Source organism: Brotaphodocola sp., from assembly GCF_050873065.1.
Lineage (GTDB): Bacteria > Bacillota > Clostridia > Lachnospirales > Lachnospiraceae > Brotaphodocola.
The window spans coordinates 37,043-63,781 of the sequence record NZ_JBNMIC010000011.1 but is presented as its reverse complement, the minus strand read 5'-3'; the positions used below and the strand labels follow the sequence as shown (position 1 = coordinate 63,781).

The following is a 26,739-nucleotide window of genomic DNA, read 5'->3' as shown; positions in this document are numbered from 1 at the left end:
TGTCTATCAGGAACCGTCAGACATGATAGTTATTACGGATAACATCTGATGAAGGTAGAATTCCTTCTTCTGTTATCTGATTTATAGAAACTTATTAACCAAGTAGTCTTGATTGACTACACCATTATTATACTAGGAGAAGTTTTTTCATGAACATTTTATTCTTTCTTACGCCCAAGAGCGAAGTCGCTCATATCTACGAAGATGATTCCATCCGTCAGGCGCTCGAGAAGATGGAATATCACAAATACTCAGCAGTTCCGCTGATCACACGGGGTGGCAGCTATGTGGGAACCATCACAGAGGGAGATCTGCTTTGGGGGATCAAGAATCAGTTTAACCTGAATCTGAAAGAGGCAGAGTCCGTATCGATCACCTGCATCAAGAGACGAATGGATTATCGCCCAGTCAATGCAAAATCCAACATGGAAGACCTGATTGACCGCGCACTGAACCAGAATTTCGTTCCGGTCGTCGATGACCGGGGATTATTTATCGGCATCATCACGCGAAAGGACATTATCAGCTACTATTACAAGAACGCCAAGAAACAGCAATCAGAACTTACAGAATCTGCTAAATAGGGGAATTCACTTACAAAAAGCCCATCTTCCTCCAATCAGGAAAATGGGCTCTTTGTAAAAAGAATTTTATGAATTTTATTTGGCAAGAGAATTTTCACGATTTTGATCGAAAGCCGGATTGAATGCATAAAAGTTTCGACAGTCTAAATGATCCTGAACATCGCGAAGGGCTTCACCGAATCTTTGAAAATGAATAATCTCGCGCTGTCTGAGAAAACGGATCGGATCGCAGACCTCCGGATCTTTGACAAGACGAAGAATGTTGTCATACGTGCTTCTCGCCTTCTGTTCCGCAGCAAGGTTCTCGCATAAGTCTGTGATTGGATCACCCTTTGACTGGAATTCACAGGCATTGAATGGAACACCTCCGGCAGACTGCGGCCAGATTCCTGTGGTGTGGTCGATGTAGTAAGGACCAAATCCTGATTCCTCAATTTCTTTTGGAGTCAGATTTCGTGTAAGCTGATGAACAATCGCGGCAATAATCTCCCAGTGCCCGAGTTCTTCCGTTCCAACATCTGTGAGAATTGCCTTTCCCTTCTCATATGGCATTGCATAGCGTTGACTCAGATAACGCATTGCAGCTCCTGCTTCGCCGTCAGGACCACCAAACTGTAAAAACCTACAATATTCTTTGTTTCCGGCGGTGTAAATCGCCGGATTTTTTTCTTATTATAATGCCCTGTCTTTCTTACTTTGCCAATCCCGGCATCTGAAGCGCACCATTCTGATCCGGAGTGAGAGTAATTGGCTCCGTGAGCATCCGCCCCTCTGAATCCATGCAGTACCACTTGCCGTCCACCGTAACCTGTCCGGTTCGCATCACTCCATCATCGCCCAGATAATACCAGGCGTTGTTGTATTGATACCAAATATCGTGCACCATCATGCCGGCGCCATCAAACCAGTACCAACTCTCTCCATCCTGATACCAGTTGTTCCTGACGTAGGTTCCCGATCCATCCCGATAATAGAACCGCCACCCGCCGTCCTCCTGTTGCCAGCCGGTTTTGACGATCTCCGGAACCCAAGTCTTTTTGAACTCGTCCGGGTTCTTGTATAATTTCTTAATTCCACTTGTGCTGCTGCCCCAGTCTGGCAGCTGAAAATGAGGCTTGTCTACGATGCTCTTCCAGTTTCCGCCCCATTCCAGACCCAGAGCGACTCCGATTGCCCCAACACGGTCAAAAAACTTGTCAGACTCATTATATGCACCACTTCCGTCGTTCCGATAGATGTCAAATGCAATTCCCCACTGGTGATAGGAGCTGTAACTGCTCCCTGGTGCATTCGTTACAATCTTTCCCGGCTTCGTGCGTCCCTGAGCGTAGAGAGCGTCCTGCTCCGCCACCGTTCTGAATGTCTCTCCGATCTTGATCTTCAGTCCCTGCTCCGCGCACTTCTGGATCAGCTCTGTCGCCAGCTTCTGAAGGCGCGGATGACACAAAGTAATATCTCGCATAATTTTGTCCTCTTTTCTTTTATTTTATGGAGTTCTTTGGAATATTGACATTTTTGAGAAAATAGAATATGATGTAGGTAGCTAAGAAATGTGGTGTTTCTCATGCGACGCAAAAACCCCAGAGGATTAGGGCCCTCTGGGGTTTTCTTGCTCGTTACGGTGAGCTATTCCGTTTTAGGCTGTTGCTGCCTATTTGTCCTTATCCAACCATTTGCATATGTAGTAGCTAACTACGTTTGCTACGATAGGGACAAGAAATGTGGTGATTAATTCTAGCATGCGACATTCACCTCCTTTCTGCTGGAGGTTCGACAGCTTCTACAGCATATCATATTTTCCGTCAGTATTCTACTTATTTTCTACTATATCGATATTCTTTCCGTCAATTTTGTCCTTCAGGACCGCAATGTATTTCACAAGCCACTCCGGAACCGGCGCACCCATGCGACCTGCATTTTCCGTAATGGAAAGAGTTTCGTTCAGAATATACCAAGCTGTCGCCAGTAAGCTAAACATTGCTTTTGACGGCGGAACGATTCCAAGCTCCCCCGATGCCCTTACGATCAAGCAATCGACGCTCACCGCCACAGCGATCACACACAGATAAGCTACTTTCTTCGCGATTCCTTTGGCGCCCTTCTTGCTACTCCAACCATAACCGTTATCCCCAGGATGATCCAGTGCCTCCACGGCAGAGGCTGCCATTCCGGTAAAATAATCGATCGCCATCAAAACCAGCAAAACACTGAGTAAATAAAAGGAAATCCCCAGCTTCTCGCTGAGGTATGCGACCGCTCCGGCCGCAAACATCTGAATTGTCATGCATGTGCTCCTTTTCATCTTTTCGTTTGTCTCCTTCCATAAAACGTGATATAATTTTACGAAAGAAAATTTCTATATTTAAAAGCACCCGAAAATCCGTTTGCCTGTGGATTCGGGTGCTTTCTTTTTATGCTGTTGTCACCTGTATACTATACAGTTTCTGCACACCAGACGGCAGTGTCGCCTCCAATGTTGCCTCGCCCTCTGTCACTCCGGTGACGGTAAGCAAATCGTCCACGAACGTCGCTGTGATGCCTTCCGATGCTACAAGAGCCAGTGTTGTTCCACTGTTGGAGCCTTCCGGAAGCCAACTCACATGTCCGGTTATCGTCTCGCCTACGACAACGGTGAGATCTTCTTTCTCCCACTCTACGCTAAAATCCAATGCGTCTACGGATTCCACAGCATCACTCTTCTCTGTCAGGATCGCGCAGCGGAACGCAAGAACTTTCGCCTTCAGCTTCGGGCACAGTCCGGTGTTTACGATCCGAACAGCAAGATTCTTGTAAGGCTTAATCGTCTTGTTGCTGTAAATCCACGTCTTGATATGCCCATTGGAGCCGGTTCCAACCCAGATCACATCCCCGATTCCATCGATTTTAACCCCGACCGCCTTCGGATATTTTCCTGCATATTCTGGTGTAGCATAGTCACCCATGTCGATGTATGCTTCCAAATAGATGTAGCGGATCAGATGGTTCTCATAGCGCTGGTTTGGCACATAACAGCATAAGGTTCCTTTTGTACGTTTCTCGTTCGAGTACAGATTTGGAAACATATTTTCCAGAACGATAGTGCTGAGTGCTTCCTTGTAGATTTTACACTCAAAAACTTTTCCTTTGAGTTTATTGTTACCGGCAAGCGTTGGCGCAACCATATTCTCTCCAATATGTAACGTGCCATTGAAAACAGTGTCAGCATCCGATCCACTAATAGTTGTGAATTTCTGCATATTGAAATCATAAAAACTCAATACGCCGTTTTTTCTCATGATAATTACGCCATAATCATGTCCGTGATAAGCAAAATAAGAACTCTCAATCAACGCAGAATTGCTAAACTTCCAAGAGTTTCTGATCGTTATGAAACCGCCTGTTGGAACAGCATCCAGATCATTGCCTCCACCTCCACCTTGTAATGAAAGTCCAATATCAAATCCGGGACTCTTCTTTTTATCCTCTGCGTAATTCATTGCACTCAAAACCGGAATAAAGTTGAAATTTGTCAGCCCTTCGTCGTGATAGTTTTCCAGCTCAAAGCGCGCAATTACAGTGAAATCCGAACTGTCTGCAAATAACTCCACCCCTGTGTCGATGCCGAACGTTCCGTCGAACACTACTGCACTTTCTTCGGAATCGTAATGCTGATCCGAAGTGATGTCGTAAATAGGTGTAACTTCTTCAGCGTTATCAGAAGATTCCAATACCTTTCCGTACAGCAACATTCCTGCCTCTGCATTGCTCACAGCTCTCTGGAACACCTCAAATTCTTCCATAGTTCCCAGAAGAGAATACATATCACTGTCGAGATAATTCTGCTGTACACCTACATACAGATTTCCAGAGAAACCATTCAAATCATCGCTGTCCTGAATATCATATGCTGTCAAATTTCGCGTAAGATCATCTGCATCAGCGTCCTTTCTCATCAACCACGTTTCGATCTTGCTTCCCTTTTTACGCATCAGGAGCTTCAGATCTTTCAGCGTATATTTGGTCTTTGTGTCCAGTGAAACAACGCTCGAATTCGGTTTTACGACAGTAGCGACATTCGCCCACTGACCACCAGTGAGAAGGCGGTTGCTGTCAGAATCCTCGTCGTAGACCGTAAACAGTGCCATGATTCCAGATTTTCCGGATGGAATCTCTGTTGTCTCGCTTCCAGTAAACTTCAAGAAGATTGTCCAGTCTCCGCCGTCCTTCAAGAGCTGGATGCCCGTATCAATATGCTTGTGCTCTGTTGGTCCGGGAAAAACATATCCTTGTTCTGCGACGTACCCATCTGCTGATCGGATGTCATACGCTGTGTCGGTTGGGATTTCAATTTCTTCTGGGATATCATAAGATGTCAAGGTTGCTATTCCATCCTCCGTGGTCGCCTGATCGTTTTCAAGGATTGCTTTTGCTGGATCAAACATGGAGAATTCTGTCTCCAAGAAACGCCCTCTACTTCGGTTTGTAATCAAATTGCACTTCGTAAAATCTGATTTGTATGCACTCTGCATATCGTCCAGAATAACATTTCCCTCAAAAGTGCAGCCGTTAAAATATGGGTAAATTCCGTCATTATTTTCAAACCGGATGTCAGCATGGAAAGTGCAGCCCAGAAAATGCGTGTCAATACTATGTGGTTGCCCCGTACGCATGACATTTCCAGTAAAAACAAATGGCACATTGTACTCTCCCTTGAACTGGATGTAGCTTTGGCGCGGCACATAGGCAATGCCCATCGTGTTGTTTGCAAATACGATAGGTTCAGCGTCATCGTTCGGAAAACTACCATCCACATCTCGGTAATAATTTCGGTAGATAAAATTGACCGAATTGATGATACGCACCTGTAACTTGTAGTCCAGATGATACTTTTCTTCCATCAGGCGACAGTTCTCTTCTGTCTGTGCTGCGCCCTGACCGGTGATGCTGTTAGCGATACATGGATTCCATACAGGACCCTCGATGCTAGATTCCACACAGTCCTCAAAAACATTATTCTCGCAGATGAAATGCCATTTATAAGGTGCTGCTCTTGTGCCAGCACCACCCAACAAACCTGCACAGCCCAGACCTCTCTGGTTCTCTGGGAAGCTGTTGATAAATTCCGGCGGAAGATAGCCAAGCCCACAGCCGATGAACTGATTGTTGCATACTCTGCCCTTGACCTTCGGAAACTGTTGCTGGACTGCATAGACACAGATGCCACCATAAGCATTTAAGTAGAACGTGTTATCTGTAACTTCTGCATAGCCATTTTTCTTGTAACTGTTCCAATGAATGCAAGCATTGCCTTTGACCTGCGTGAAGAAATTGTGGTGAATGTAAAGATTGTGAACACTGCGCGGTAAAATAGCCTGTCCTGTAACATCCGTCGGTCTGCCGTTGTTGACAGAAGGATTGTACCAAATGTCACGGAATACGCAGTTTTCAATCCATACATTTTCACACCAAATCTCATTGCCAGACTCATCCGTCCGCTCACGCAGACGGATACCATAAGTCCAGATCTCGGAATCGCCATTGCAGTTGATACCTTCCCATGTGCAGTGCTCAAAACGGATGTTCTTGCAACCAGCAACTTCTATTCTCTGTCCTTTCCAGAAAATTACATTTCGGACGGTCAAATTCTCAACGCCGCTAATCTCAATGGACATGTATTTGTATTTCTTGTTTCCACCGTCCACAACCGCATTGCTCTGGCTCAACGCGGTTGTAAGTGCTTTGGTGTCGTCTGTAATTCCGTCGCCGACAGCGCCAGCGATACCTACACTATCGGTTCCGGAACCACCAAAAATCTGCGCACCATAAATATTATAAATTCCCACGTTCGACCTCCTTACTCATTCAGCCATGCCGTAATGTCCTCATCGCTCATCGCTTTTTTGTACACAAGGAACTGGAATAATGTACCATCAAAATAACGTCCTTTTTCCCCATCGGAAGTCTGATACGCACCCAAAATGAGCGTCTTATCCACAGCTGTATTGTAATTGGAAATAGAAAACGTTGCAGAAGTTCCATCCACATTCCACCTTGTACCAGTTGTGCCTTCCAGCTTAAGTGCCAGCTTGCGTTTCTGCGCTTTCAGCTTCGTCATTGTGCCGAACTGCGACTTTCCACCATATACATTCACACCAAGTGCGCCATCCGCCCATGCAGAAATACTTAATCCCGGCCACGGGCTGCTCTCATTCATGCAATGCGCAAGGCAATATGTGTCAGAAGCGGCTACGGCGTTATCTCCATACTGCACTTCCATCAGTATTGTCCAACTCGGCTTCTCTTCGATGCTCTCAAACAACTTTACACCCGTATCGATATACCTTTCTGCACTCGGCTCGAAAACAGTCTCGTCCGGCAGGCTGTACACCAGAGTTTCATCCTCGACCGTTGCTTCCGGAACAGTAAGAGCATACGTTGCGGTCTTTCCGCCTGCTGTTGCCGTGATGTCTGCTGATCCAGCTGTAAGCGCCTTGACCAAACCGCCCTCCACGCTTGCCACTGCCGGTTTGCTACTCTTCCACGTTACGGTCTTATCTGTCGCATTGCTCGGTGTGATCACCGGCACAAGAGTCAGGCTTTTGCCGATCTCCAAACTTCCGGATGTCTGCGCGAAGCTCACAGACTGCACTGCCACGGTCGCTTCTGCAATCGTGATCTTGCAGGTTGCGCTTTTCTCTCCGGCTGTCGCCGTAATCTCCGCCGATCCCACAGAGACTGCCTTAACTGTGCCGTCAGAGACTGTTGCTACCGAACTACTGCTTGTCCACTTCACAGTCTTGTCGGTTGCATCTGCCGGCAGTACGGTTGCCTTTAACGTAAGGCTTCCACCAACTATGAGGGAAGCTGTCTGCTTATCCAGAGTAACACTCTGCACAGCCACGTTCTGTGACTTCTTCATCGCCGTTGCAGTGATCACAATATTCCCAGTAACCGCGCTGATCCGGATCGCTCCACTGGATGCCGTGTACGCAGTGGACGTGATATCCTCATCGCCCATCGTAATCTTGACAGATCCCATCGTATAGCCTTCCACCGGTGTCAGAACTGCGCCGTAAACACTTCCCTCTCTCACCGAAGTCGCTGAACTAGAGTTGATCACATTGCTCAGAGCATTCGTCACTGTGTAATACACCTTTTCTGCCGGCTTCGCGTTCCAGATGTCCTTCAATGCATTGTAAGCGCCTTCCATCTCATCTGAAGTGTATGCCGCGCTCTTCAGGAGAGTCAGAAGCAGATCCTTCTCTTCTTTGGAAAGTCCGGACGTCTCCTCGTCATCATCCGATGGGTTTACAGTGCCTTTCTTGTAGACTGCTTCCGGAGCACGGAGATAGAAAATCTGCGATCGAATGTCTCCATCCTGTGAGTAGATGCACAACTGCGCCGCCTGCTTTCCGGCACAGGCGCAGGCTTCCGGCAGGAGTGTTACGAGTACGGAGTTACCGCCCTCCTTCTCCACTGTTCCATCGCAGACAACTGTTTTCTTGTCTGTCCTGCTTACACACAGCTGTACAGATGCACCCGGCGGAATTGCGAACTCCGCATCGCCAAAGGTTTTGAGGTAGAAGCGCACTGTTCTGGAACTTGTGTCTCCCTGCTGTACCTCTACATAGCGCCCCTCAGATGGGGCACCGTACATATTAAGCGTTATTTCCTGTGTAGTTCCCTGAAATGACATAGGTCTTCCTCCTATTACTCGTGCTTGCACTCCTTGTGTCCCGGACCGCCTGCGACATGATCCGGATGCAGTCCGTTGGTCGTGCCCGGAGTGGAATCACCGGTGTATTCATGCTCCTTGCCCTTGCTCAGGACCTCATTCTTCGGCTCCGGAGTCTGAACACCAGTCGCCGGTCCGTATGCTACGTTTACTCCGCTGTATTTTTTGCTTCTCTTCATAATCATTTTCTTCCTTTCCTGTTTTTTATTTCATCTTCCTCTTTGGGAAGTGATTAACTCAGCCATACTCGATCAATAAGCATCTGTGCATCACCATTACTATTTCCTGAAATACATCCAAAAGAAATGTAGCAATTCGCATTTATACTTGAAATATCAAGCGATGCGGTAACTGCCTGATTATTTGCTCCGCTTGTTGCTACGGATGCAGCAACGTTATTTGACGCTCCGTACAGACAACCCGGTTTATTATAGGTTGCCTGCATACGGAAATTATTTGTTCCCTTGTTCCATCTGAAGGTCACATTCAACTTACTATATGCGGATAAATTAACAGCCTGATTGGAAGTCAGGCAGACCGTGCATCCATCCACTCGCATTTGCGCAGCATCATAGGAAAGCGCACCTGCCCCCTTCATATAGCCTGCTGCACCAGACTCCGAATCGCCGTAATATGGAATGGCTGTAAATCCACCGCCCAGCCCCAGCGCACCCTTGTTGTAGAGATCTCCATTTCCGGCTACATATCCCTCCCATGTGCCGGTAATTCCGCAGATGGTAGTACCTTTCTTGATCTTGTTTGCGGTAATCCCAAGCGCACTCGCCACATCTGCTTGCTTCGTCCATACTTCTGCGTATGTTGCTGTGCCTCCAGATGTAGGCTGCCACGCACTGTACCATCCGGCCAGAAGCCAGTTAACGAGATAGGTAACTCCATCTGTGTGCTTGTATGTATAGCACTTCGCAGATTTCTGGCTCTGCCCGCGCTGGTTCGGGATCGCTCCCACAACAACTTTTTCCAGCACACCACCAGAATCTGGATACGCTGTCTGCTGCGCCGTTGATGGCGTAACTGTCTTCGTTGTCGCCGGTGCTGCCACATAAGTATCTCCATTCCAGTATCCCTTGTCTGGCCGCACCGCGAACAACCTTTCCGATCCCCCTGTCGGCGTGCAGAACTGCCCATAAGTACCTTTGTGAATTGGCACGTTCGGATAAGTGGAATTAATCCCGCCCAGCGAATCCTTCGCACTGTGATCCGGCATTGTTCCGGCCAGTTCGACACCACCGCTGTTTGTGAAGGTCTTGCCCTTCAGGACGTCTGCTGCCGTTGCATTTCCGGAGCCGAGAACGATCTGCCCGATCTTCTCCGCCAGCGTCGCAAAACTGTCCGATGCCGTAGCCGCAACTTTCTTTGCCGTGATGGCTGCGGCTACAAGCGTCTTTCCATCACTCACAGATTTTCCCAGCGTTGTCATCTTGTCGAGCAAATCATTCACAGCCTTATTCGTGGCATTGATATCCTTTGCTCCAAAACTGTCTCCGGAAACTGTATAGCTCGTCACATCCTCGATCGTGCTTTTTCCGCTTCCCGCATCCGTGATCTTGTACAGCCTATCGCCAGACCACGCAGCATCTTTATAATCTGTCTTTAATGCCAATTAGAATTCACTCCTTCCTGTTCCCAACCGAAATGCCAATTTATAGCGTCCCGTGAGATATTGATTCATCATGCAATTCCACAAATCCAAACAGCATTTCTCAATTCTGTTAAGTTCAGTAAAATCAATAGTTGCCGTATTTTCGTAGTAACTTTTTTTCTTGCCTGCTAAACTTGGAATTGTATTTTTGCAGAGTGTATCAAGATTATTTTCCAGAAGATTTATCTCATCCGCATAGATGTAGTCGCCAACATTCTTATCTTCCCCCATATCTTGTATTGAAAATTCGGGATACATCTGTACTGCAAGATTTCTAATCACCACAATATAATTTTTTATCCAGTTGTAATCCTCTGCATTAAAATAATCCCCTATATAATTTCCGGCTGAATCATAACCTCCTGCCCAGTCCGTTTTTGCTTGCGTCCGTGCCATCTATCGCCCTCCTTGCTTTCACATCTCCAGATAACTTTCCAGAAGAAAAAGATAGGTTATTCTCCTCCAAAAACACCTGCATTCGATCTGTCTTGTGCCCCTGAAGGAAGATAATATCTCCGGCATCCGGACGGAAATCTCCCCGATATGGCACCTCATATTCGATATTGTTATTCAGGTAATTCCCGATCCATTCTGCCACCGTCCCTGCATGCTCCTGATCGCTGATCAGCGCATTGCTCCACGTCTTCGTCTCTCCGGTTGTGTTGAGCGGAAGATCGTAGGTGCTTTCGTTTTGCAGATATTCCTTTCCTGTTACGATAAGCTCCACGCTTCCGGAAATCCCAGATAAGTCCACTCGCACTGCATATGCAGAAGATCTCGTGATCTTTCCATAATTTACAGAGAATCCATATGATGCCGTATTGAGATAACAGTCCACTACCTGTCCACCTACCGCAGTATCCTTATAGAGTTCCTTTTCCGCTTCCGATGATTCTGAGTATTTGGTCATTGTCACTTTCAGATTCTTGTAGAGCGTCGTTCTGGCTCCGGTTGGGGTATCCGTCATTGTCTTGTATGTAATCGAAAAGTCTGTGACATCTCCGAATCCCACATGCCGGACGATCACGCCATTCCCCGCCTTGCCCTCCGGAAAGAGAAATTCAATTTGATCGAACAGAGGAAAATCGTGCTGCACATTCGTGATCTTCTGGATCGCTGTGTGCGTATACGTCTCCTGCACTTCTCCATCCAGATACGTCCGGATCTGCATCTTCGTCGGCGGATTTCCGCCAAACTCGATCGATAGTCCGTAATATTTAAACGATGCTTCCAGATCTACGGTAAAGCTCGGCGGAGTTGCGAATTTTCCAGAAGAATCTGCAATGTCTGCACTTACATATCCCTCATTTAGGTAGTTACTTCCCCGTGGCAAGAAATACATTCCACCGTCTACACGAAAATAATCCGTCCAGAGTATGCCATAAGCATACTTCGGATCTGCCAGTACAACGCTTTGCGGATTCGACCACCTTGCAACATTCTTTCCGGTCACTACCATCTTTTCCGGAGAAATTACGGTCGTAAATCCGGCTTTCAAATGGATCGTGCCGGTACGATCCACGACAAGAATCGCTCGCCCAGCATTGGCAATGATCTGAAGACACTCTGCATGCGTCGCCACAGGAAGCGGATTGCACACTTCCACATTCCGCAAATAACTGTCTATGCTGTACTCGCGCTCATCCAGTCCCGCATCCTCAAACACCGCCACAGCAAGGTCATACAAATTCGTAGTCCCATATGTTCCCCAGTAATAGGTATCATTCAGAGAAGCGACCACATCCTTTGCCACAAAGCTCACTTCGTCATCGCTCGCCTTCCATGAATCCAGTAGCAACGTTGTTCCGGAGAAATGCTCGATCTCTCCATTTGGCAGTGTGGCGCCATAGCTTACTTCTACCTTTTGCCCGATCTCCAAGAAATTCAGCGTAGAATCTTCGTTTTCTACATCAAAACGGCGATCTTCATTTTTTACAGTAAGATTCAGATCGGTCGTTGGAAGCTCCGCCGATACCCATGACAGGAACTCTTTTTTTGTGCTGGTCTTGATCTGTCGGTTCGTAAAGTTTATTCCAACTCCCATGCTCATTTTCAAGATCCGGAGTCGTCCCTGCCCGTTGACCATTTTTGTCGGGCGGATCGTGATGTAAGTTGCTTTCTCGAAAACTTTATCCGTCACAAAATGCCCGCTTGTATTCCCTGATACAGACACGCTCTGGTTGTCCGACATAATCAGAAAGTTTTCCGGATACGCTTCTCCAAACTCGATGGTCAATCCTTTTATGTCATATGGCCCTTCCTTAAATAAGATTGAAATGCTGCCCTGATTTTTCTCTGTCACGATACCCTGATTGAAATACGGTCCATTTCGCGGAAGAAACAGCATTTTTCCATCCAACCGGAAGAAGTTTTCTTCCAGAGTGGCGTAGGTGTATTCTCGATCGTAGTTCTGGAATGGCTTTTCCAGATTCGACATTGCGGAATATCTTCCCCGCGGTGATGCATAAGCCTTATTCTGCGCAATCTGATTGATAACACCGATGGTCACATACATATAAAATTGATCTCGACACTGCTGTGTCATGGCTTGCTTGTATGCTTCACTCGCCTCCTGCATTATCCAATCACCCCACAATCAATAATATTGACCTTGCATAACTTATATAGAATGGGCCTCTGATCTGCGTCATTGATTCCTCCGGAAGCGCTTCGATCTCCCGGATAAATCTGAATGCTCATCCAGTCATTGTGAACCTGATCCCAAATTGTGGCTGTTACCACAAAAGCCGAAAACGCCTGACACATCTGCGCCCACGTCTCTGCTGGAAGCCATGACCACTGCAAGTTATTTACCTTGTACTGATCTCGTCCAACCCTGTCTCCGATGAACTCGCCCTGCGCATTTCGTCCGGAAGTTACATTGGTGTATGTAATCAGCTCCCATTCATTATCAGGGGCAGGGAATTCCTGCCCGTTGATCGTTATAAATGCCATCTCCCCGCCTCCTTTTTTAGTCAAACTGTATTCCTGAACGTTTCTCCAAATCTTTCAACTTCTTCCGAAGCTCTCTGGTGTCGATATTGACAACCAAATCGAAATTTTCCAGTAGCTCGATTATCTTCCTCAACAGTTCGATCACAATCGCAAGCTGATCACCACTCGCAGAACCTGAAGCCATAAGAACGCGATCCAGCATGCCCTGCAATCTGTAGTCTTCCTGCCGATATGCCGACGCAGGCGATCCCATCGTTGCCAGTTGCGGAGTTGCATTCTGCGCTATGGTGGACATTGTTGCCACCAGCGGAGCCATGCAAGAGCGCATGCCAGTCTGTACCGCCTGCGTGATTCCCTGCGTGATCTGCTGATTATTCGCAACCGCCGCGCGACCGCCCCAGCGACCAATCATCTCCGGAGTGCCATTTTCTCGTGCAACGAACATCTCTCCGGATGCCGGAAAGCCACCCGATGCACGACCCGTTACACCCGGACCACCGGATGACGAACCACGTCCAGACGTTATCGTTCCTGTGGACTGTACGCCCTCATCATCATCGGCTTCCGCTTCCTCCTTCGATCTCTTGAATGTACTCTTCGCCTTGTCGATCACGGAATTAAATGTATTACTTATCTTATCTGCAATGCCATCCAGCCATCCGGTAATACTCTCCCAGATTTCCTTCATGCCACTCCAGAGCTTATTCATAATATTTTTTCCGATCTCCAGCATCTCGTCGGGCTTAAACACATCTTTGATCTTCTGCCAGATTTCATCGAACCATGATTTGATCGCATTCCACTTTTCTTCGATTGTGGATTTTACAGTGTCCCAGATCTCGGATAATTTGTCGCGGATTGCCTCGAACTTCTCAGAAGCTAAATTTCTTATTGTTTCCCAAAGCGTAGAAATAAATTCTTTAATTGCATTCCACTTCTGTATCCAATCTTGTGAAATTGAAATTAAAATTGAAAAAATACGTTCCTTGATTGCATCAAAAATAGTACTTACAATGGCTTTCATTATATCCCAAATGCCACGCAATATCTCTTTAATACCATTCCAAGCAGTACTCCAATCTCCTGTAAAAACTCCAACCACAAAATCTATTAATCCGCTTAATACCTCTAATGCACCGCTTATTACATCAGTGACCCCGTTCAAGAAAATAAAGAAATAATCAATAGCCTTTTGAAGCCCTTGTGCAATACCTGGAAAAATATTCTGAATAAACCATGCAATAAAGGGTTGTAAAACACCTTCCCATAATTTTTTTATGGCATCTATCGCTTTGCTGGAAAATTCCAAAAACTTATCAATGCATGGCTGTAAATGTTGCTGCGCAAAAATCGCAAATTTTTCTCCAGCATCTTCAAGTACTGGCAAAATATAAGTTTCAAAACATTCCAACCATATTTTTCGTAATTCAGAAATTCCATCTGTAAATGATTGCATCAACGGATGAACATGCTCATCATAAAGTTTTAAAATACCATCAATTGCATGCTCAAAAGTTTGAGAAAATGTGTTTAAAACATTTTCAAAAATCTCCAAAAGTCCGTTGAGGACATTTTTAATTTGTTCAGAATTATTTACTATCGGCGCTGTAAATAATTCCAGAATATCTCGTCCAAACTTCGCTCCGAGTTCTGTTATTCCCATCGTGGCATCAGTAAATATTTTTATAATATCTGCCGTTGCCTGCTTTGCTGAATCGCTCCGGAACACAGAGAAGATCTCTGCAACCGCAACAGAAAACTTTCCGATGATCGTAGATATGTCGCTTCCAATATCGAACATATCCGTGATGTATTTCTTGATCCGCCCTGTATTCTGCTGTAAATACAGATCCATTCCGCCAAGAAGATTGTCTGCGATCGTGAGTCCAATCGACGCTACCGATCCCGCAACTTCTCCAAGGCTGCGCATGAATGTATTTCCAAAACGATCTGCTGCCTGAAGGACCTCGGAGTCTGTAAAAATCTCTCCTAAACTCTTCTGGATTCCGGCGATGTGGTTCTGGATGTCATCGAAAACAGAAGTATCTCCCAAACCTTCCCAGAATCCCTGCGCAAATGACTCTTTCAGTTCTGCAATTTTATCGGCAATCGCCTGAAGCCGACTATCGATTTCAGATACGCCATCATCGAGCGATCCCATATCAAAGTCATCGGCTTCATATCCTCCACCGCCACCATCTCCGCCACTTCCCGAGCCACCACTTCCAGAAGAAGACTGATCGATGATGTGTAACTCGTCCAGACTGCTCGTGACACTCTTCATGTCCTTCGCAGCTTTCTTCGCGCTGTTGCCTGCACCACTCGCTGATGAACCGGCTTTGTCTGCTGACTTCGCAACAGATTCCAGTCCGGCAGAAGCGGACGACGATGCTCCTTTGCCCTTTGAGAGCAGAGAAGCAAGTGCCTTGATTGCATTTGCCAGACTCAGAATCTTTCCAATAACTGCATTGATAACATGGATCACCGGCGAAAGTGCTGCGATGAGTCCTTGTCCGATCGTTGCCTTCAGGCTATCAAATTGTAACTGAAGAATACGAACCTGATTCGCCCAACCGTCCGAAGTTCGAGAGAAATCGCCTGCTGCCGTTGTGAGCTGACTCTGAACGAACTGGTATCGCAGGGCGACCTTTTCCATTTCGGACATTTTCGCCGTGGTCTTGCCAAATCCGTTCGCCAAAGCATAACTATCAAGCGCAGTCTGCGTCATGACAATACCGAGATCTTTCAAGCTCTCCGTCTCACCGGTGAACACAGATTTCAACTTTGTGTATGCTTCGTCCTGGCTGATGTTGTAGAAAGATGCCACATCACCTGCCAGACCGGTCAGGGTCGTAGACATCTCGTAAGCAGATTTTTCGTTGAAGCCGAATGCCTTCGCCATTGCACCGAAGGTTCCGGCAAACTGCTTCGCCATCGTCTCCGACAATCCGAATTGCGTCGCGGCATTCTGGGCGAACTGATCCACCTGCTTGCTCATGTGCGTGAACGTAACGTCCACCACATTCTGCACTTCCGCAAGATCAGAACCTAACTCAATACAGCTTGCACCAAAATCTAAAATCTTTTTTGTCGTAAATGCTGCTGCAAGTGCTGCGCCCGCCTTTTTGGCTATCCCTTGGATATTTGCCATCTGGCTGTCAAAACTATTCCGATTTACAACCAGATCCAACCCGATCTGACCAACACTATCTGCCATATAAATGTCACCTGCCTTTTTAAGACAGGCACATCGGCACAGCGTCTTAAATCTTTAACTCAAACACACGTTTGCACTCTCTGTTTTTGCACTTAAAAAAGATGCCCTGACACTTGGCATCTTCTGATTGATAGGCATTTACCGGATGCCCGCAATATGGGCATCTAACCTTTTCCTGTTTTACTTTTCCAATCTCAACCACCTCCAAAACAGTCCGCCATGAACTGTTCCAGATTTTTCATCGCTGTCTCATACTGTTTTTCTGGCATGTTCTTGGCTTTCCTATTCCGCCAGGTATCATAGATTCGCTTCTGATCCGGAGTAAAATGCTCGATCACCTTCGGATCGGATTCTGACCGGATTGCAACTACCCGCCCCAGCGCGGTATCCGGAGAGAGTCCGGCCAGAAGAGACCGGAACTCATCCCACGTTACTGTCTCGAATTCTTTTGTTCGGATGCGTAGCCCGTACTGCGACAAAAAACTGGAAATGATAAGATCCCAGTCCTCAAAAAGATCATAGTACGGGTCTACGCTTCCCCCTGCGTCTCTGAGGCCGGCCCGGTAATCAGCTCCATTGCTGCCTGCACGACGATCATCCAGTCGTTGATGCTCAGCTTCATTTCCTCGATCGCTTTCTGCGACTTCTCCGGAAATACCAGATTATAGGCCTCTACTACCTGCTCATTTCCAACACCACCGTCCTGCATGAAGCTCATTACCTTCAGCATGGTCGGCGCATCGGCATTCACCTCCAGCACCTTGTCACGAATTTTCAGAGACGGATTGCCGTCAAATGTAAGTCTGTCTGTAATATCAAGTACTCTTGCCATGTCTTATCCTCCTACTCTCCTCAGCTAAGCGCCGGTGTAAAAGTCGGCTTTCCATACAGTGTAAGGGTGAACTCCAATGCATCCAGCGCGGTTGTATCTCCACCGCCCGGAGTCGTGACGTTGATTGTTGCCAGACCCTCAAGTTTCGCACCGGAAACCATCTCCCATGAGAATTTGGTCATCACATCATTTCCCATCTTCATCGCAAGCCCTGCGATGTAATCATTTCCCGGATCACCAACCGAACGTTTGCCTTTAAAGTCGATCGAGAACTTCTTGCCGGTAACCATGTTCTTCGCCCAACCCTCGGCATCCATCGCAAACCACTCTACGGTCTGCCCATCAATCGCCGGTGAGAAATTCTCCAGATCTGCCGGCATAACCATCTGATCGGTTGTGCTTTCCGTGCCATTTGTTCCAATTTTAAACTTATTGGTATGTACCGGATATGCTACTCCTGCCATTTCTTTTCCTCACTTTCTTTTCTTAAACAAATCAGATCCAGCCAGATCACGTATTCATAGACACCAGAATCATCCGTACCAACATCCTGCGGTTCTGGAACCATCAAACGAAGGTATGGCACCGGTGTATTTCCTATGGTAAGGCTGGATGTACTTCTAAGTTTCTCCCACAGATAAAAGGCAACCTCCTCGCTCTCGCTCTTTCCCTTGCTCCAATGGATTAGGATGGAAAGCCGGCGAGTTTCGTAGCTGGTGCAGTCCAAACCGCCCAGAGCAATCTCCGGAGAGCCGGATGCAGAGCGAGAATAAATGCCAATAGATTTCTGTTTCTTGTTGTCCAGTTTCCCGATGTAAACATGTGAATCTTCTGCAATACCAAGATCCACAATCCACTTTCGGATCTCTTTCATTTTCAGCATCACACACCACTCGCTCTCTTATAGAATCTCTTAAATGCCCTCTGCGCGAAATCCTGATTCAGTCCGCCCGGTAACCACGGCTCATACCACGCTCCACCAGCGAACGGATTCTCATCCGTCTGGAAGTGATATTCCGGATGGTAATAGAGCCGACGTGCATACGGTGTACTGGACACCAGTGCCACCTGCCCTTGCGCTGACTTGCTGTAATCCACAAAGGTATTTTCGTTTTGCAGACATCCTGTCTCGAACGGCATCACCTGTGCCTGCACCACTTCGGTATGCAGTGCCTCCGCCGTCTGCTCCAGCGCAGTAACTGCTGCCTGCGTAAGCTGGTGGATTCGCCCCCAGTTCAGCTTCACACTCGAAGTCACCTGCATTAGACCACCTCCAGACTACAATAATTCACAGATCCGTCCGGATTCCGGTTCTTACATCCCTGCTCGATCCGGCGCTCCTGCCCGAAGATTGTCACCGTGCCACCGCTCAGAGACGGCAGATCCGGCGCAATATCGCCCGGAAACAGCGCGGTTCCCGTGATCTGCACCAGCTTCTTTTCTGCCGTCAGGATGGTTTTTGCCCGATCCTGAAAATTGCATTTCAGATCAAGATCCACCACAAATTCCGGATCTCCCTCGCAGGTCGTCCCCTCTGCTTCCAGATGGACATGTATCGGTGTTTTGCAGAGCCTTTTCGACACCAAACACGGATATTTCATGCAATCACCTCGCCAACCTGCAGCACAATCCCGTCTGGCACAGCAAAGCGTATATATCTTTCTTCATCGCCACACCCTTGTCCGTAAAAACATTCCAAGAACTGCCAAACTGTGCCGATACACCGTTTATGCTGTAACTGGAAAGAATTGTGTTAATCTCGTCTTCATTCTCGCACTCGAAGTCCGCCTGCAAGCAGACCACTTCGCGAATTACTTCCTGCTGGAACTTGCTTAAACCAGAAAATCCCTGACCCACAATGCGATTGTAAGTCAGGGAATCCACATGCCGAGATGCCTTCCTCAGAGCTGTTGCAAGTTTCTCCTCTGGCACCGTGCCACCACCATATTCTTCTGTGTAATACTCTGGAGTTACATACGGCTCATATGCCATATCACTGCCCTGCTTTCTTCCGTGCGGTCTTTGCAACCTCTTCCTCGGGTTCTTTTTCCTCTTCAGAGGAAATCTGCTTTTTCAGCTCCTCATTCTCTTTCAGGAGCTTGACATAATCGCTGTACGGAACTGCCTTGTTTGCTCCATACTCGATCAGATTTCCTTCATCATCACGAATATCGAAACCTGCAGTCTGATATGTCGCCATCTGGCTCTGATCGATCGTATAGACCTTATTATCTTTCTCTGCTGTCATATTCTCACCTCAGCCTTCTTAACCTTCTGATTCTGCATTGATCGCGATACCGCAGGACTTTCTTTCGATCAAGAAAGTGTCTGTATAATATCTGTTCTGGTACACATACTTGTCGGCTGTACGGGAATCTGTGCCCGGAGTGAACAGCTTCATGTATGCATACTTGTCACGAGAGATTACACAGGACGGATGCACAAGCATTATGTTGATCTGTTTTGCACTCGATGCCGGCACACAGCCATCTGTAAATTCATACTTAGTCTTAAATCTCGCAGACGGTACTGTCTGGATCTTTACATCATCCAAACCATGAACGCGACGATCAATCACCCCCGCAGCACCGGCACTGATCATTCTGCTCACCCCATCGGCACTCTTCAGCAGTTTGTTCATTGCAGAGGTCACATAAAGAATACGTCCCTCCTGCGGTACGGACTGATCGTCCATGATTGCCATCTGCTCATCGAACCAGTCAAGAATATTGGCAGTGGTAAGAGCAGTATTGTCAATCACCGCGCCTTTGCTCTTGTTGGTCTTTGCTTCTGCATAAAGCTTGGAGAAGCGATAACTGTCTTTCTCCGGGATCGCCTGCTCCTCCTCGAACGTGTTCTGAATATTCGCAATCTCCACGACAAGATTAGTCTCATCGATATCCATCGGATCGATTGCAAACTCGATATCGCGATCGTGAGTCAGTTTCTTCGGCTCCCAGTCGTTCTGGATTGTTCCAGAGTTGAATCCCATATTACCACGGTTGTGATCCTTGTAACCGCTCACGGTCAGTCTCGGAATCTTGATTGTCTGCGCATTCAGGAACTTAATTCCCGGATTTGAGAGTGTAAGGTCGTTGGAGACCATCTCTCTCGAATACTTCTGTGCCAGCTCGCGCATAAAAGTTTCTGCATAATCGTATACTGCCATAATTTACTTCACCCTTTCTATTATTTCTTGTTTCCAAAGATCGAGGAAAGCTGATCCGCCTGATTGGTCTGCTGTCCTAATCCACCGTTACTTGATGCCCCCACCTGCACGAACCCGGTTGTTCCGGATGCCTGCGGTTTCAGTGCCGGCACATCTTCAAGTACTTTGTTCAGCGCCGATTTCAGAGTTTCCTCGTTGATCTTGCCATCCTGTCCGACTGCGTTGCTGAGATCCGCCATCTTGAGCACATACGGAATCGACTTTGCGCTGATTCCAAGCGTAACCGCTATCATCGTTGCTGCGCTCTGAACCTGCGCCTCCTGTGCCACTGTCTGCGCCTGAGTAACCTGCGCCTGCATGGCACCAACATCCGGAGTATTTTTCGCTTTCTGCTGTTTGAAGGTTGCAATCGCCTGCTCTGCCTCCTGCTGAGATAATCCCTGCTGTTTAAAATAGGCTTTCAGAGCTGTGTCCTCCCGCGCTGCCAGTGCTCCATCGAGCATCTGCTGGATCTTGTCGTAATCGACCGCCGGAGCTGACTGCTGTCCGTTCGGATTCTGCTGTGTCTGCGCCTGTGCGCCGTCTCCTGCGGTACCAGCGCCCTGCTGTGTCTGGTTCTCTGCCATTTCTGTATCTCCTTTCGCTTTAAGAGTATCGCGCAGAGTTTTACGTCTTCTCGCGTTTGGACATAAAAATAACACGCATCTCTGCGTGCCTATGACTTATTCTATAACTATTCCATTGCTATTCTATGACTATCTCGCTCCGGCTATCGCGGTGCGATCTTCCCGCACTTCGTACAGCGTTTCACATATCCGCCGTATGGACCAGAACCCCTGCTCCAATGCTTCTGGCTGTTGTGGTGACAGAAATGTCTATGAAGCCATGTCAATACGTCCATCTGCTTACTCCTCCACATGGCAAGTATTTTTCACCTTACGATAAATATCTTCATACAACTCCTGCTTGTCACCGTTGTAGGTATACTCTGCATAGATTCCGTCACCCGAAACTGTGGTAGAAACAAGGCACTTGTAATTCTGTAAAGTCTTGCAACTCCACACAACAAAGACGTTGCTCAGATCAATTTTCTCATTCTGACTCTGGGAATTGTACCACTCAACAAGTTTCTTTTTGCACACGCTCTGGAAGTGCGCCATTCCTGTAATAATCATGTTCTTATTCCTTTCTTTCTGAAAAATGGGTACAAAAATACCACCAGCCTATTGACTGATGGTATTAGCTATTTTTCTTTACATATTCAACCAAAAAATCAAGTTCTTCCATCGTTAAAACATCCAATGGATTTGTGTAATTATCATCTTCTGTATGAAATTGTAATTTATTATATTTGTCTGAATTAATCGGATCAAATCCAAGTTTCTTACATACAGCATCATACGTTATCAATTACAACACCTCCATTTCAACGCCTGCATCTCCTACCTCAATGCAGAATTCTTTTAAACTCCTCTCAGTATATCCCGTTTTATCCAATTTTGCAACGGCAGCATCATAAAATATTCTATTAATTTTTCCTATAATTTTATACTTAAAAATCGTTCCATCATGTGCAGCTATTAAACCATATTTGTACCTTCTCATTGATGCCACCTCTATGTCTGACCAACTTGGTACAGAACTTCCGGGATGGTTGTGTATTCCTATGATCGAATACTCTTTTGCGGATTTTAGCATTTTCTTCATTTTATTTGTTGGAGCAACAGCTTTACGTAAATTCATTTCTAAAGAACGCTTTACTTCTTTTGTTTCGGTATTGATGAATACCAAACTTTCATATTCTGTTCCGCTTCGCTGTTTGATAATATTTATCATTTCAGACGCTATTGTTCTGCACATTGACTTATCTTCTGGAAGAGTATAGACCTTCCTTCTGTATCGATTAGATGTAATTTCTTTACGATTCATTACAGTTGACTTGTTACGCCCTCTATGTCCACACTCTCTTACAATTTGACTCCACTCCTTTTCCCTTTCCGTATACTTCAATTTATTTTTTGCATCTAAAGAGTACTCAGATAGCCGTTTATATTTTTCTTCCTGCCTCTCGGCATATTGTTGCTGTGCTTCCTGCTGGTTCTGCAATCCAATGTCTTCCAGCTCCGTCTGCGTCCACGTATCGTCTGCTGAGGAAATTCCCGGAAAGTATGTAGTGTGACTATCTTTACATCGGGGATGATACAGACCCTTACTGATCGCATAGCTCATCAGCGGATACTTCTTCCCTGTCTCTGGATCGATTCCCTTGTTTCCACTACCACTTCCATTACTCCAGACATCATCGATCAGGACTTTTCCCACAAATGGCAAGCACTTCGGGCACGGATTTCCACGCTTCGCCATAATAACTGTGTGGATATCCCACTCCTGCCGTTTCTCGCCTTCCCCTTGCAGGTACGCTCTCTTGTTGGCTGTTCGGATTGCCATATCTGCATAGTCCGGAAGCGTGTGCCTCGCTCCATTGGAGTACTCCACGCAATTAAGTCCCCGAGAGAGCATGTCCTTCGTAGCCATGTCCACTGCTTTCTTGTATGTGCCGGCGCCAGAATTGGCATACACCTGCGCGTCAAAGATCGCTTTCCGGTAATCGTCGTTTGCTTTTCGGAGTATCGCAGTCTCGGCTTTCTCCATATCTTTCACCGTGGCTTCGATCAGCGCCTCCAACTTCCTGTTATTCAGACGGAAGAACTCTCCCGTCATCTTCTGTCGCGGTGGTGCTTCCCAACCCTTTTTTATTGCTTCAAGGATCTGTATCTCCTGATCCATCCCGCCCTTGCGCCTCGCTTCTCGGATAAGATCTTCGATCTGGGTATTTAGATTCCGAAACTGCTTCTGGTACTTCTTCTGGTTGTCTCTCTTGTACTTTTCCAGCGCCTTGAGCTGTTCGGTCTGCCACATAGACCACTCGTATCCCTCTGCTGTCTCCTCTGCCCGGTGTCGATCCATGTTGCGGATCATCGACGCGATCAATTCGTCCTCGATTCGCTGGAAGGCAGTGGTGATGTCATACTCATTTCTCGCCATTTGTCCTTACCTTAAAGCCCTGACTCTTAAAACCACGGATCAAAGCCTTCAGCTGTGTTTTACTCTCGCACCGGTCACACCGAAGCTCTGCATAGCTATTCTTTTCGATCGCGTACACCCCGAGCGGAACCTGTTCGCTCGCCACTTCCAGAAGCCCCTGATACTCCTTTTGGTTCATCCGGTACATTCGATTCATCACCTTCACCTGCATCCTGCTCACCTCCCAGATTTACAGAAAAAGAACCGGCAGTCATATTGACTCCCGGCTCCTCTACCTCTGCAATGCCCTGCTCTGCCTTCAGGCGGGCGATTTCTTCCTGTTTCCATTCGTCGTCTCGCGAATCTCCGTACAACTCTTCTACCTGCGCCTCCACGCTCATAAGTGCCACTCCCGGACGCGCCTTTGCCATTGTCTCAACTTGGCTCTCGAAAGATGGATTTGCATACTCCCCGAATGGAATATCTACCTTAACCTCCTCGATCGGCTTGTGTAACAGAATGTTATACGCATTAATGGTAGCCGATACAAGTTCCGGAAGCGTCTCCTGCAAGGCTTCCACGATCGCATTTCGCGTGTACAGCGTCGTTTTCTCTTTCTCGCGCTGTGCCTCTGCATTGTCCAGCTTCTTCGTGTCGATGCCGAGGGTGCTCGGGCTGATGATTCCCTGCAAGCAGAGATCCAGTGCCGTCACATAGGATGCCAGATAACTATCGTGCGGAATTGTCGGCTGATCCGTCTGCACCTTGTTCTCTGCCTTCTCGCCCATGTCATTATCCGAAGCGAAATACCGGCAGTCGAACGGATTCGGTCGGAGTGTCATACCGGTCTCTGGATCTTTCGGCACCAGACAATCCGGAATATAGGTTTTCGCCCTACCTGCCCGAAGTGCGTCCATCCACTGAGACCACACCTCATCAAACGCATCGAAGCTGTCCAGCTTGCCGTCAAAAATCGATCCACCGCGTCCCTCGTATTTTGCCGACTCGTACACGCGAATCGGTACTGCAAGAATCGTACTCTTATCAAAGGCATAATCTCGCAGATTCTTGGTTTCTTCCAAGACGCTCAGATCCACCAGCTTTTCATTCAGATACAACTCGTTTAGGATGTACCCGTGTCCATATCGCTCATTCAAGACGTACTGTTTTCCCTGCGCTACGATCGGAGTCTTAAAAATCACCTCGCTGACACGGTCCCTCCGGCGGATGATCTCAATCCGCTCTCCTGGATACCATTCCAAGATCGGATATTCACTTACCTCAGTATCGATCGTGACCTTGAACGCGCCGTCTCCGATGTATAAAATCTCTTTCAGAGCCTTTTCCATTTTCTTCCGGAACTTATTCTGCTTTTCGATCTCCGCCCATGTCTGTTCCTGCTGGTCCTGATCGAACTTAAAATCTCCCATGTCTGCTAAGGTGATCGAAGACAGGATACGAACGATTAAACCTGGCAGTCCGGTATGGATCTTGCGCATCTCCATGCCTGGAGTACAACTGGAAGCCCAGAACTTATGCTTGTCTGCATACTCTGTAAGATTGCCGTACAGCTGTTCCAGCTCATTGCTGTCTCCCCGGTACCAGATTCGATTGCGGATCGCATTAGTCTCAAAATCCGCCATCTCTCTGATCTGAATATTGTAGGGATTCGCCGGCTGAATCTGCAACCAGCTCCGTACTCCCCGGCGAATGTTCTCGTTCATCTTTTCCCACCACCTCATTCTTTCTTATCCTCCTCGAATCCGATCAGATTTCTGTATGGAATCCATGCGTACTGATTTGCATTGATCGTATGGTCGTTCCGGTCTTCCGGCTCGTCCTTATCTTCCTTCCAACTGTACTTTTCAAGCTCTGCCAGATGCTCCGAGCACTCATTCACGACCAAATAACAGCCCTGCTGAATCCAGCCAAGTTGTAATTTAATTCGATCCAGAATCTCCAATTTCTTGTAGGCATCCCAGAAGTTATACAAACAGCCATGCAGTCTCTTATACTTCCGAAGCTCCGTGATCGTCGCCTGATCCGCACTATCTATATAAACATCCTTGGCATAGCCCCACTCTTTCCGACATCGCTCCAAGAACTCTACAAATCTCACTGCTGTGTCGCTGGGTGCGATCGGTGTTTCAAGATCTGCATTGTTGTAGACTTTTTCTGCCAGTGTGATTAAGCGCCGATCTTCCGTAATGCCCTGAAAGATCATCGAAATCGTGTCGGGCGACTTGGTAGAGTACGCGGTATCCAGTCCGCAGGTGAATTTCTTCCACCGGATTCGTCCAGCTTTCTCCTCTGCATGCACCCACTCGGCAGTTACTACATGCTTCTTACGCTCGAAGTTCGGAAAGACCAGTCCCGTCGCCTTTCCACGAAGTCCCAGAATCTTATTCTTCCAGATCTTTGTACCCTTCGGTGTGTTCGCCAGAATCTTCTCCAGCTTTTCTTTCGGAAGTCCCAAATTATGCGCAAAAGAAAAGAACCAATGCACCCAGCCGGGTTTTGGTTCTTCTTTCAGTTCGTCTTTAATTTCCTGTGGGGTTTCCGCTTCCCATTCTGGTAGCGGGCGCGCACAATTAATATATTCTCGGTACACATCCAGCGAAGGATCATCTGGATTCAGCGTCGCCATAAGGTAATCGCATCGCATGGCAGCCTCTCGCACAAAATCAATGTCTGCCGTGTTAATCTCGTCGATATACAGGCACCCGTACTGACCGCCCAGCGCTTTCTGCCACTTCTGCCGGTCTCCATATCCCATCACATAGACAACTTTGTCCCCGCCGGTCGTATGAAATAGGATATGTGGGATCTTATCATCCTTGGTTCCGTTGCCCTTATACTCTGCCAACTCACCGAAGTCATCGATGACCCCCAAATCCTTGTTGATAATATTTTTCTCTGCCGTTCCGGTGTCTTTCGCGGCGATGATATGCAACTTCTTCGGACTCTCTGCCACCTTGAGCATGAACTTGAACAGTCCTACTGTCGTTTTTCCTGCCGCCGTAGTCCCTTCCAGAAACTCCACCGGCGCATCACAACGCAGAAAAGCCTTATACTTCTCCGATAACAGCAAGCGCTCATTACTCACTATCCGTCACCGCCCCGCATCTGCTGGATCAGATCATCCAGCTTCGTCTTCTCTGCCTCCAAAGAACCGGATACCTGCACATCCTGCTTATCTCTCCACTTATCCGGTCGACGATTCTTGAGCCAGAAGATCTGCGCCGTGGTATCCGGAATAACTTCCTTCTCCACTACTTTCGTTACCTGCATCCCGCCTTCGATCAATTCGTGCGTAGTTTCCTTATAAGAATATCCAAGCGCACGCTTGAGAAGAGCGTTCTCAACCTGAATGTCCACTACTTCCTTGCCCCTTTTTAGGGTGTCGGAAATGTCGGAATACTTCTTTTTCCATTCAATCAAAGTATCTCTATGGATTCCCATATTCTCGGCGATCTGTTCATCTGTCAGCCCATCTCTTGCCCACCCTTCCAGCTTCAGTAAGCCTTCTGGTGTCAGCCAATATTCATATTTACCTTTTGCCATCAAGCTCACCTCGCTTTTTT

26 protein-coding genes and 1 pseudogene are annotated in these 26,739 nt (G+C 47.2%); 1 reads left to right on the top strand and 26 read right to left on the bottom strand.

Annotation, left to right across the window (positions count from 1 at the left end; all coding sequences use genetic code 11):
* Positions 1-149: 149 nt before the first annotated feature.
* Positions 150-584: a CBS domain-containing protein gene (locus ACR0QE_RS05010; RefSeq protein WP_432627266.1), complete on the top strand. Its 435-nt coding sequence runs from the start codon at positions 150-152 to the stop codon at positions 582-584.
* Between the two features lie 75 nt (positions 585-659).
* Here the strand turns inward: ACR0QE_RS05010 and ACR0QE_RS05005 are convergent.
* From ACR0QE_RS05005 to ACR0QE_RS04880, 26 genes and pseudogenes are all read right to left on the bottom strand, one after another.
* Positions 660-1,199 (bottom strand): annotated as a pseudogene (locus ACR0QE_RS05005) (manganese catalase family protein); the annotation flags it as partial.
* A 76-nt stretch (positions 1,200-1,275) separates the two neighbouring features.
* Positions 1,276-2,046: a M15 family metallopeptidase gene (locus tag ACR0QE_RS05000; protein ID WP_432627265.1), complete on the bottom strand. Its 771-nt coding sequence runs from the start codon at positions 2,044-2,046 to the stop codon at positions 1,276-1,278.
* Positions 2,047-2,394: 348 nt separating this feature from the next.
* On the bottom strand, positions 2,395-2,886 hold the full coding sequence (locus ACR0QE_RS04995; RefSeq protein ID WP_432627264.1) for a phage holin family protein: 492 nt from the start codon (positions 2,884-2,886) through the stop codon (positions 2,395-2,397).
* A 109-nt stretch (positions 2,887-2,995) separates the two neighbouring features.
* On the bottom strand, positions 2,996-6,406 hold the full coding sequence (locus ACR0QE_RS04990) for a hypothetical protein (protein ID WP_432627263.1): 3,411 nt from the start codon (positions 6,404-6,406) through the stop codon (positions 2,996-2,998).
* A gap of 11 nt (positions 6,407-6,417) precedes the next feature.
* Complete coding sequence (locus tag ACR0QE_RS04985) at positions 6,418-8,259, bottom strand: Ig-like domain-containing protein (protein WP_432627262.1); 1,842 nt, start codon at positions 8,257-8,259, stop codon at positions 6,418-6,420.
* A 14-nt stretch (positions 8,260-8,273) separates the two neighbouring features.
* A complete protein-coding gene (locus ACR0QE_RS04980; RefSeq protein WP_432627261.1) occupies positions 8,274-8,477 on the bottom strand; it encodes a hypothetical protein in 204 nt (67 codons plus the stop codon).
* Between the two features lie 53 nt (positions 8,478-8,530).
* Positions 8,531-9,919 (bottom strand): hypothetical protein, encoded by a 1,389-nt coding sequence (locus ACR0QE_RS04975; protein WP_432627260.1) that lies wholly within the window; start codon positions 9,917-9,919, stop codon positions 8,531-8,533.
* Positions 9,920-10,354, bottom strand: coding sequence for a hypothetical protein (locus tag ACR0QE_RS04970; protein WP_432627259.1), 435 nt, complete (start codon positions 10,352-10,354; stop codon positions 9,920-9,922).
* Complete coding sequence (locus tag ACR0QE_RS04965; protein WP_432627258.1) at positions 10,311-12,536, bottom strand: hypothetical protein; 2,226 nt, start codon at positions 12,534-12,536, stop codon at positions 10,311-10,313. The genes ACR0QE_RS04970 and ACR0QE_RS04965 overlap by 44 nt, the downstream gene beginning before the upstream one ends.
* Positions 12,536-12,913 carry a hypothetical protein gene (locus tag ACR0QE_RS04960; protein ID WP_432627257.1) on the bottom strand — a complete coding sequence of 126 codons (378 nt, stop codon included), beginning with the start codon at positions 12,911-12,913 and terminating at the stop codon, positions 12,536-12,538. Before ACR0QE_RS04960 ends, ACR0QE_RS04965 begins: the two co-directional genes overlap by 1 nt.
* Positions 12,914-12,929: 16 nt before the next feature.
* Entirely contained in the window at positions 12,930-16,130 is a 3,201-nt protein-coding gene (locus ACR0QE_RS04955) for a phage tail protein (protein WP_432627256.1), read from the bottom strand.
* Between the two features lie 194 nt (positions 16,131-16,324).
* Complete coding sequence (locus tag ACR0QE_RS04950; protein WP_432627269.1) at positions 16,325-16,621, bottom strand: Gp15 family bacteriophage protein; 297 nt, start codon at positions 16,619-16,621, stop codon at positions 16,325-16,327.
* 38 nt (positions 16,622-16,659) lie between these two features.
* Positions 16,660-16,962, bottom strand: a complete 303-nt coding sequence (locus ACR0QE_RS04945) for a hypothetical protein (protein WP_432627255.1) — start codon at positions 16,960-16,962, stop codon at positions 16,660-16,662.
* 20 nt (positions 16,963-16,982) lie between these two features.
* Positions 16,983-17,426 (bottom strand): phage tail tube protein, encoded by a 444-nt coding sequence (locus ACR0QE_RS04940; RefSeq protein WP_432627254.1) that lies wholly within the window; start codon positions 17,424-17,426, stop codon positions 16,983-16,985.
* Positions 17,414-17,845, bottom strand: a complete 432-nt coding sequence (locus ACR0QE_RS04935; RefSeq protein WP_432627253.1) for a phage tail terminator protein — start codon at positions 17,843-17,845, stop codon at positions 17,414-17,416. The genes ACR0QE_RS04940 and ACR0QE_RS04935 overlap by 13 nt, the downstream gene beginning before the upstream one ends.
* Positions 17,845-18,225, bottom strand: a complete 381-nt coding sequence (locus ACR0QE_RS04930) for a hypothetical protein (protein ID WP_432627252.1) — start codon at positions 18,223-18,225, stop codon at positions 17,845-17,847. The genes ACR0QE_RS04935 and ACR0QE_RS04930 overlap by 1 nt, the downstream gene beginning before the upstream one ends.
* Positions 18,225-18,563 carry a hypothetical protein gene (locus tag ACR0QE_RS04925; RefSeq protein WP_432627251.1) on the bottom strand — a complete coding sequence of 113 codons (339 nt, stop codon included), beginning with the start codon at positions 18,561-18,563 and terminating at the stop codon, positions 18,225-18,227. The genes ACR0QE_RS04930 and ACR0QE_RS04925 overlap by 1 nt, the downstream gene beginning before the upstream one ends.
* Before the next feature lie 4 nt (positions 18,564-18,567).
* The gene (locus ACR0QE_RS04920; protein ID WP_432627250.1) at positions 18,568-18,954 is read right to left on the bottom strand and encodes a hypothetical protein; all 387 of its coding nucleotides are present in this window, start codon (positions 18,952-18,954) and stop codon (positions 18,568-18,570) included.
* 1 nt (position 18,955) lies between these two features.
* Positions 18,956-19,210 carry a hypothetical protein gene (locus ACR0QE_RS04915; RefSeq protein ID WP_432627249.1) on the bottom strand — a complete coding sequence of 85 codons (255 nt, stop codon included), beginning with the start codon at positions 19,208-19,210 and terminating at the stop codon, positions 18,956-18,958.
* An 18-nt stretch (positions 19,211-19,228) separates the two neighbouring features.
* Complete coding sequence (locus tag ACR0QE_RS04910) at positions 19,229-20,131, bottom strand: capsid protein (RefSeq protein ID WP_432627248.1); 903 nt, start codon at positions 20,129-20,131, stop codon at positions 19,229-19,231.
* Between the two features lie 20 nt (positions 20,132-20,151).
* Positions 20,152-20,757 (bottom strand): hypothetical protein, encoded by a 606-nt coding sequence (locus tag ACR0QE_RS04905; RefSeq protein WP_432627247.1) that lies wholly within the window; start codon positions 20,755-20,757, stop codon positions 20,152-20,154.
* 279 nt (positions 20,758-21,036) lie between these two features.
* A complete protein-coding gene (locus ACR0QE_RS04900) occupies positions 21,037-21,306 on the bottom strand; it encodes a DUF6275 family protein (RefSeq protein WP_432627246.1) in 270 nt (89 codons plus the stop codon).
* A gap of 235 nt (positions 21,307-21,541) precedes the next feature.
* The gene (locus ACR0QE_RS04895) at positions 21,542-23,176 is read right to left on the bottom strand and encodes a phage minor capsid protein (protein WP_432627245.1); all 1,635 of its coding nucleotides are present in this window, start codon (positions 23,174-23,176) and stop codon (positions 21,542-21,544) included.
* 95 nt (positions 23,177-23,271) lie between these two features.
* Complete coding sequence (locus ACR0QE_RS04890; RefSeq protein ID WP_432627244.1) at positions 23,272-24,897, bottom strand: capsid protein; 1,626 nt, start codon at positions 24,895-24,897, stop codon at positions 23,272-23,274.
* Positions 24,894-26,261: a terminase gene (locus ACR0QE_RS04885; protein WP_432627243.1), complete on the bottom strand. Its 1,368-nt coding sequence runs from the start codon at positions 26,259-26,261 to the stop codon at positions 24,894-24,896. The genes ACR0QE_RS04890 and ACR0QE_RS04885 overlap by 4 nt, the downstream gene beginning before the upstream one ends.
* Positions 26,261-26,719 (bottom strand): transposase, encoded by a 459-nt coding sequence (locus ACR0QE_RS04880; protein WP_432627242.1) that lies wholly within the window; start codon positions 26,717-26,719, stop codon positions 26,261-26,263. Before ACR0QE_RS04880 ends, ACR0QE_RS04885 begins: the two co-directional genes overlap by 1 nt.
* Between the last annotated feature and the right edge of the window lie 20 nt (positions 26,720-26,739).

Excerpts from the sequence above, each read along its gene's own strand:
- ACR0QE_RS04930 (WP_432627252.1), bottom strand. The coding sequence starts at position 18,225 with ATGCAGGTGACTTCGAGTGTGAAGCTGAACTGGGGGCGAATCCACCAG.
- ACR0QE_RS04940 (WP_432627254.1), bottom strand. The coding sequence starts at position 17,426 with ATGGCAGGAGTAGCATATCCGGTACATACCAATAAGTTTAAAATTGGA.
- ACR0QE_RS04935 (WP_432627253.1), bottom strand. The coding sequence starts at position 17,845 with ATGCTGAAAATGAAAGAGATCCGAAAGTGGATTGTGGATCTTGGTATT.
- ACR0QE_RS04925 (WP_432627251.1), bottom strand. The coding sequence starts at position 18,563 with ATGAAATATCCGTGTTTGGTGTCGAAAAGGCTCTGCAAAACACCGATA.
- ACR0QE_RS04980 (WP_432627261.1), bottom strand. The coding sequence starts at position 8,477 with ATGAAGAGAAGCAAAAAATACAGCGGAGTAAACGTAGCATACGGACCG.
- ACR0QE_RS05010 (WP_432627266.1), top strand. The coding sequence starts at position 150 with ATGAACATTTTATTCTTTCTTACGCCCAAGAGCGAAGTCGCTCATATC.
- ACR0QE_RS04920 (WP_432627250.1), bottom strand. The coding sequence starts at position 18,954 with ATGGCATATGAGCCGTATGTAACTCCAGAGTATTACACAGAAGAATAT.
- ACR0QE_RS04955 (WP_432627256.1), bottom strand. The coding sequence starts at position 16,130 with ATGGCAGATAGTGTTGGTCAGATCGGGTTGGATCTGGTTGTAAATCGG.
- ACR0QE_RS04880 (WP_432627242.1), bottom strand. The coding sequence starts at position 26,719 with ATGGCAAAAGGTAAATATGAATATTGGCTGACACCAGAAGGCTTACTG.
- ACR0QE_RS04910 (WP_432627248.1), bottom strand. The coding sequence starts at position 20,131 with ATGGCAGTATACGATTATGCAGAAACTTTTATGCGCGAGCTGGCACAG.
- ACR0QE_RS04970 (WP_432627259.1), bottom strand. The coding sequence starts at position 10,354 with ATGGCACGGACGCAAGCAAAAACGGACTGGGCAGGAGGTTATGATTCA.
- ACR0QE_RS04960 (WP_432627257.1), bottom strand. The coding sequence starts at position 12,913 with ATGGCATTTATAACGATCAACGGGCAGGAATTCCCTGCCCCTGATAAT.
- ACR0QE_RS04985 (WP_432627262.1), bottom strand. The coding sequence starts at position 8,259 with ATGTCATTTCAGGGAACTACACAGGAAATAACGCTTAATATGTACGGT.
- ACR0QE_RS04945 (WP_432627255.1), bottom strand. The coding sequence starts at position 16,962 with ATGGCAAGAGTACTTGATATTACAGACAGACTTACATTTGACGGCAAT.
- ACR0QE_RS04890 (WP_432627244.1), bottom strand. The coding sequence starts at position 24,897 with ATGAGGTGGTGGGAAAAGATGAACGAGAACATTCGCCGGGGAGTACGG.
- ACR0QE_RS04915 (WP_432627249.1), bottom strand. The coding sequence starts at position 19,210 with ATGACAGCAGAGAAAGATAATAAGGTCTATACGATCGATCAGAGCCAG.
- ACR0QE_RS04965 (WP_432627258.1), bottom strand. The coding sequence starts at position 12,536 with ATGCAGGAGGCGAGTGAAGCATACAAGCAAGCCATGACACAGCAGTGT.
- ACR0QE_RS04995 (WP_432627264.1), bottom strand. The coding sequence starts at position 2,886 with ATGAAAAGGAGCACATGCATGACAATTCAGATGTTTGCGGCCGGAGCG.
- ACR0QE_RS04905 (WP_432627247.1), bottom strand. The coding sequence starts at position 20,757 with ATGGCAGAGAACCAGACACAGCAGGGCGCTGGTACCGCAGGAGACGGC.
- ACR0QE_RS05000 (WP_432627265.1), bottom strand. The coding sequence starts at position 2,046 with ATGCGAGATATTACTTTGTGTCATCCGCGCCTTCAGAAGCTGGCGACA.
- ACR0QE_RS04895 (WP_432627245.1), bottom strand. The coding sequence starts at position 23,176 with ATGGCGAGAAATGAGTATGACATCACCACTGCCTTCCAGCGAATCGAG.
- ACR0QE_RS04900 (WP_432627246.1), bottom strand. The coding sequence starts at position 21,306 with ATGATTATTACAGGAATGGCGCACTTCCAGAGCGTGTGCAAAAAGAAA.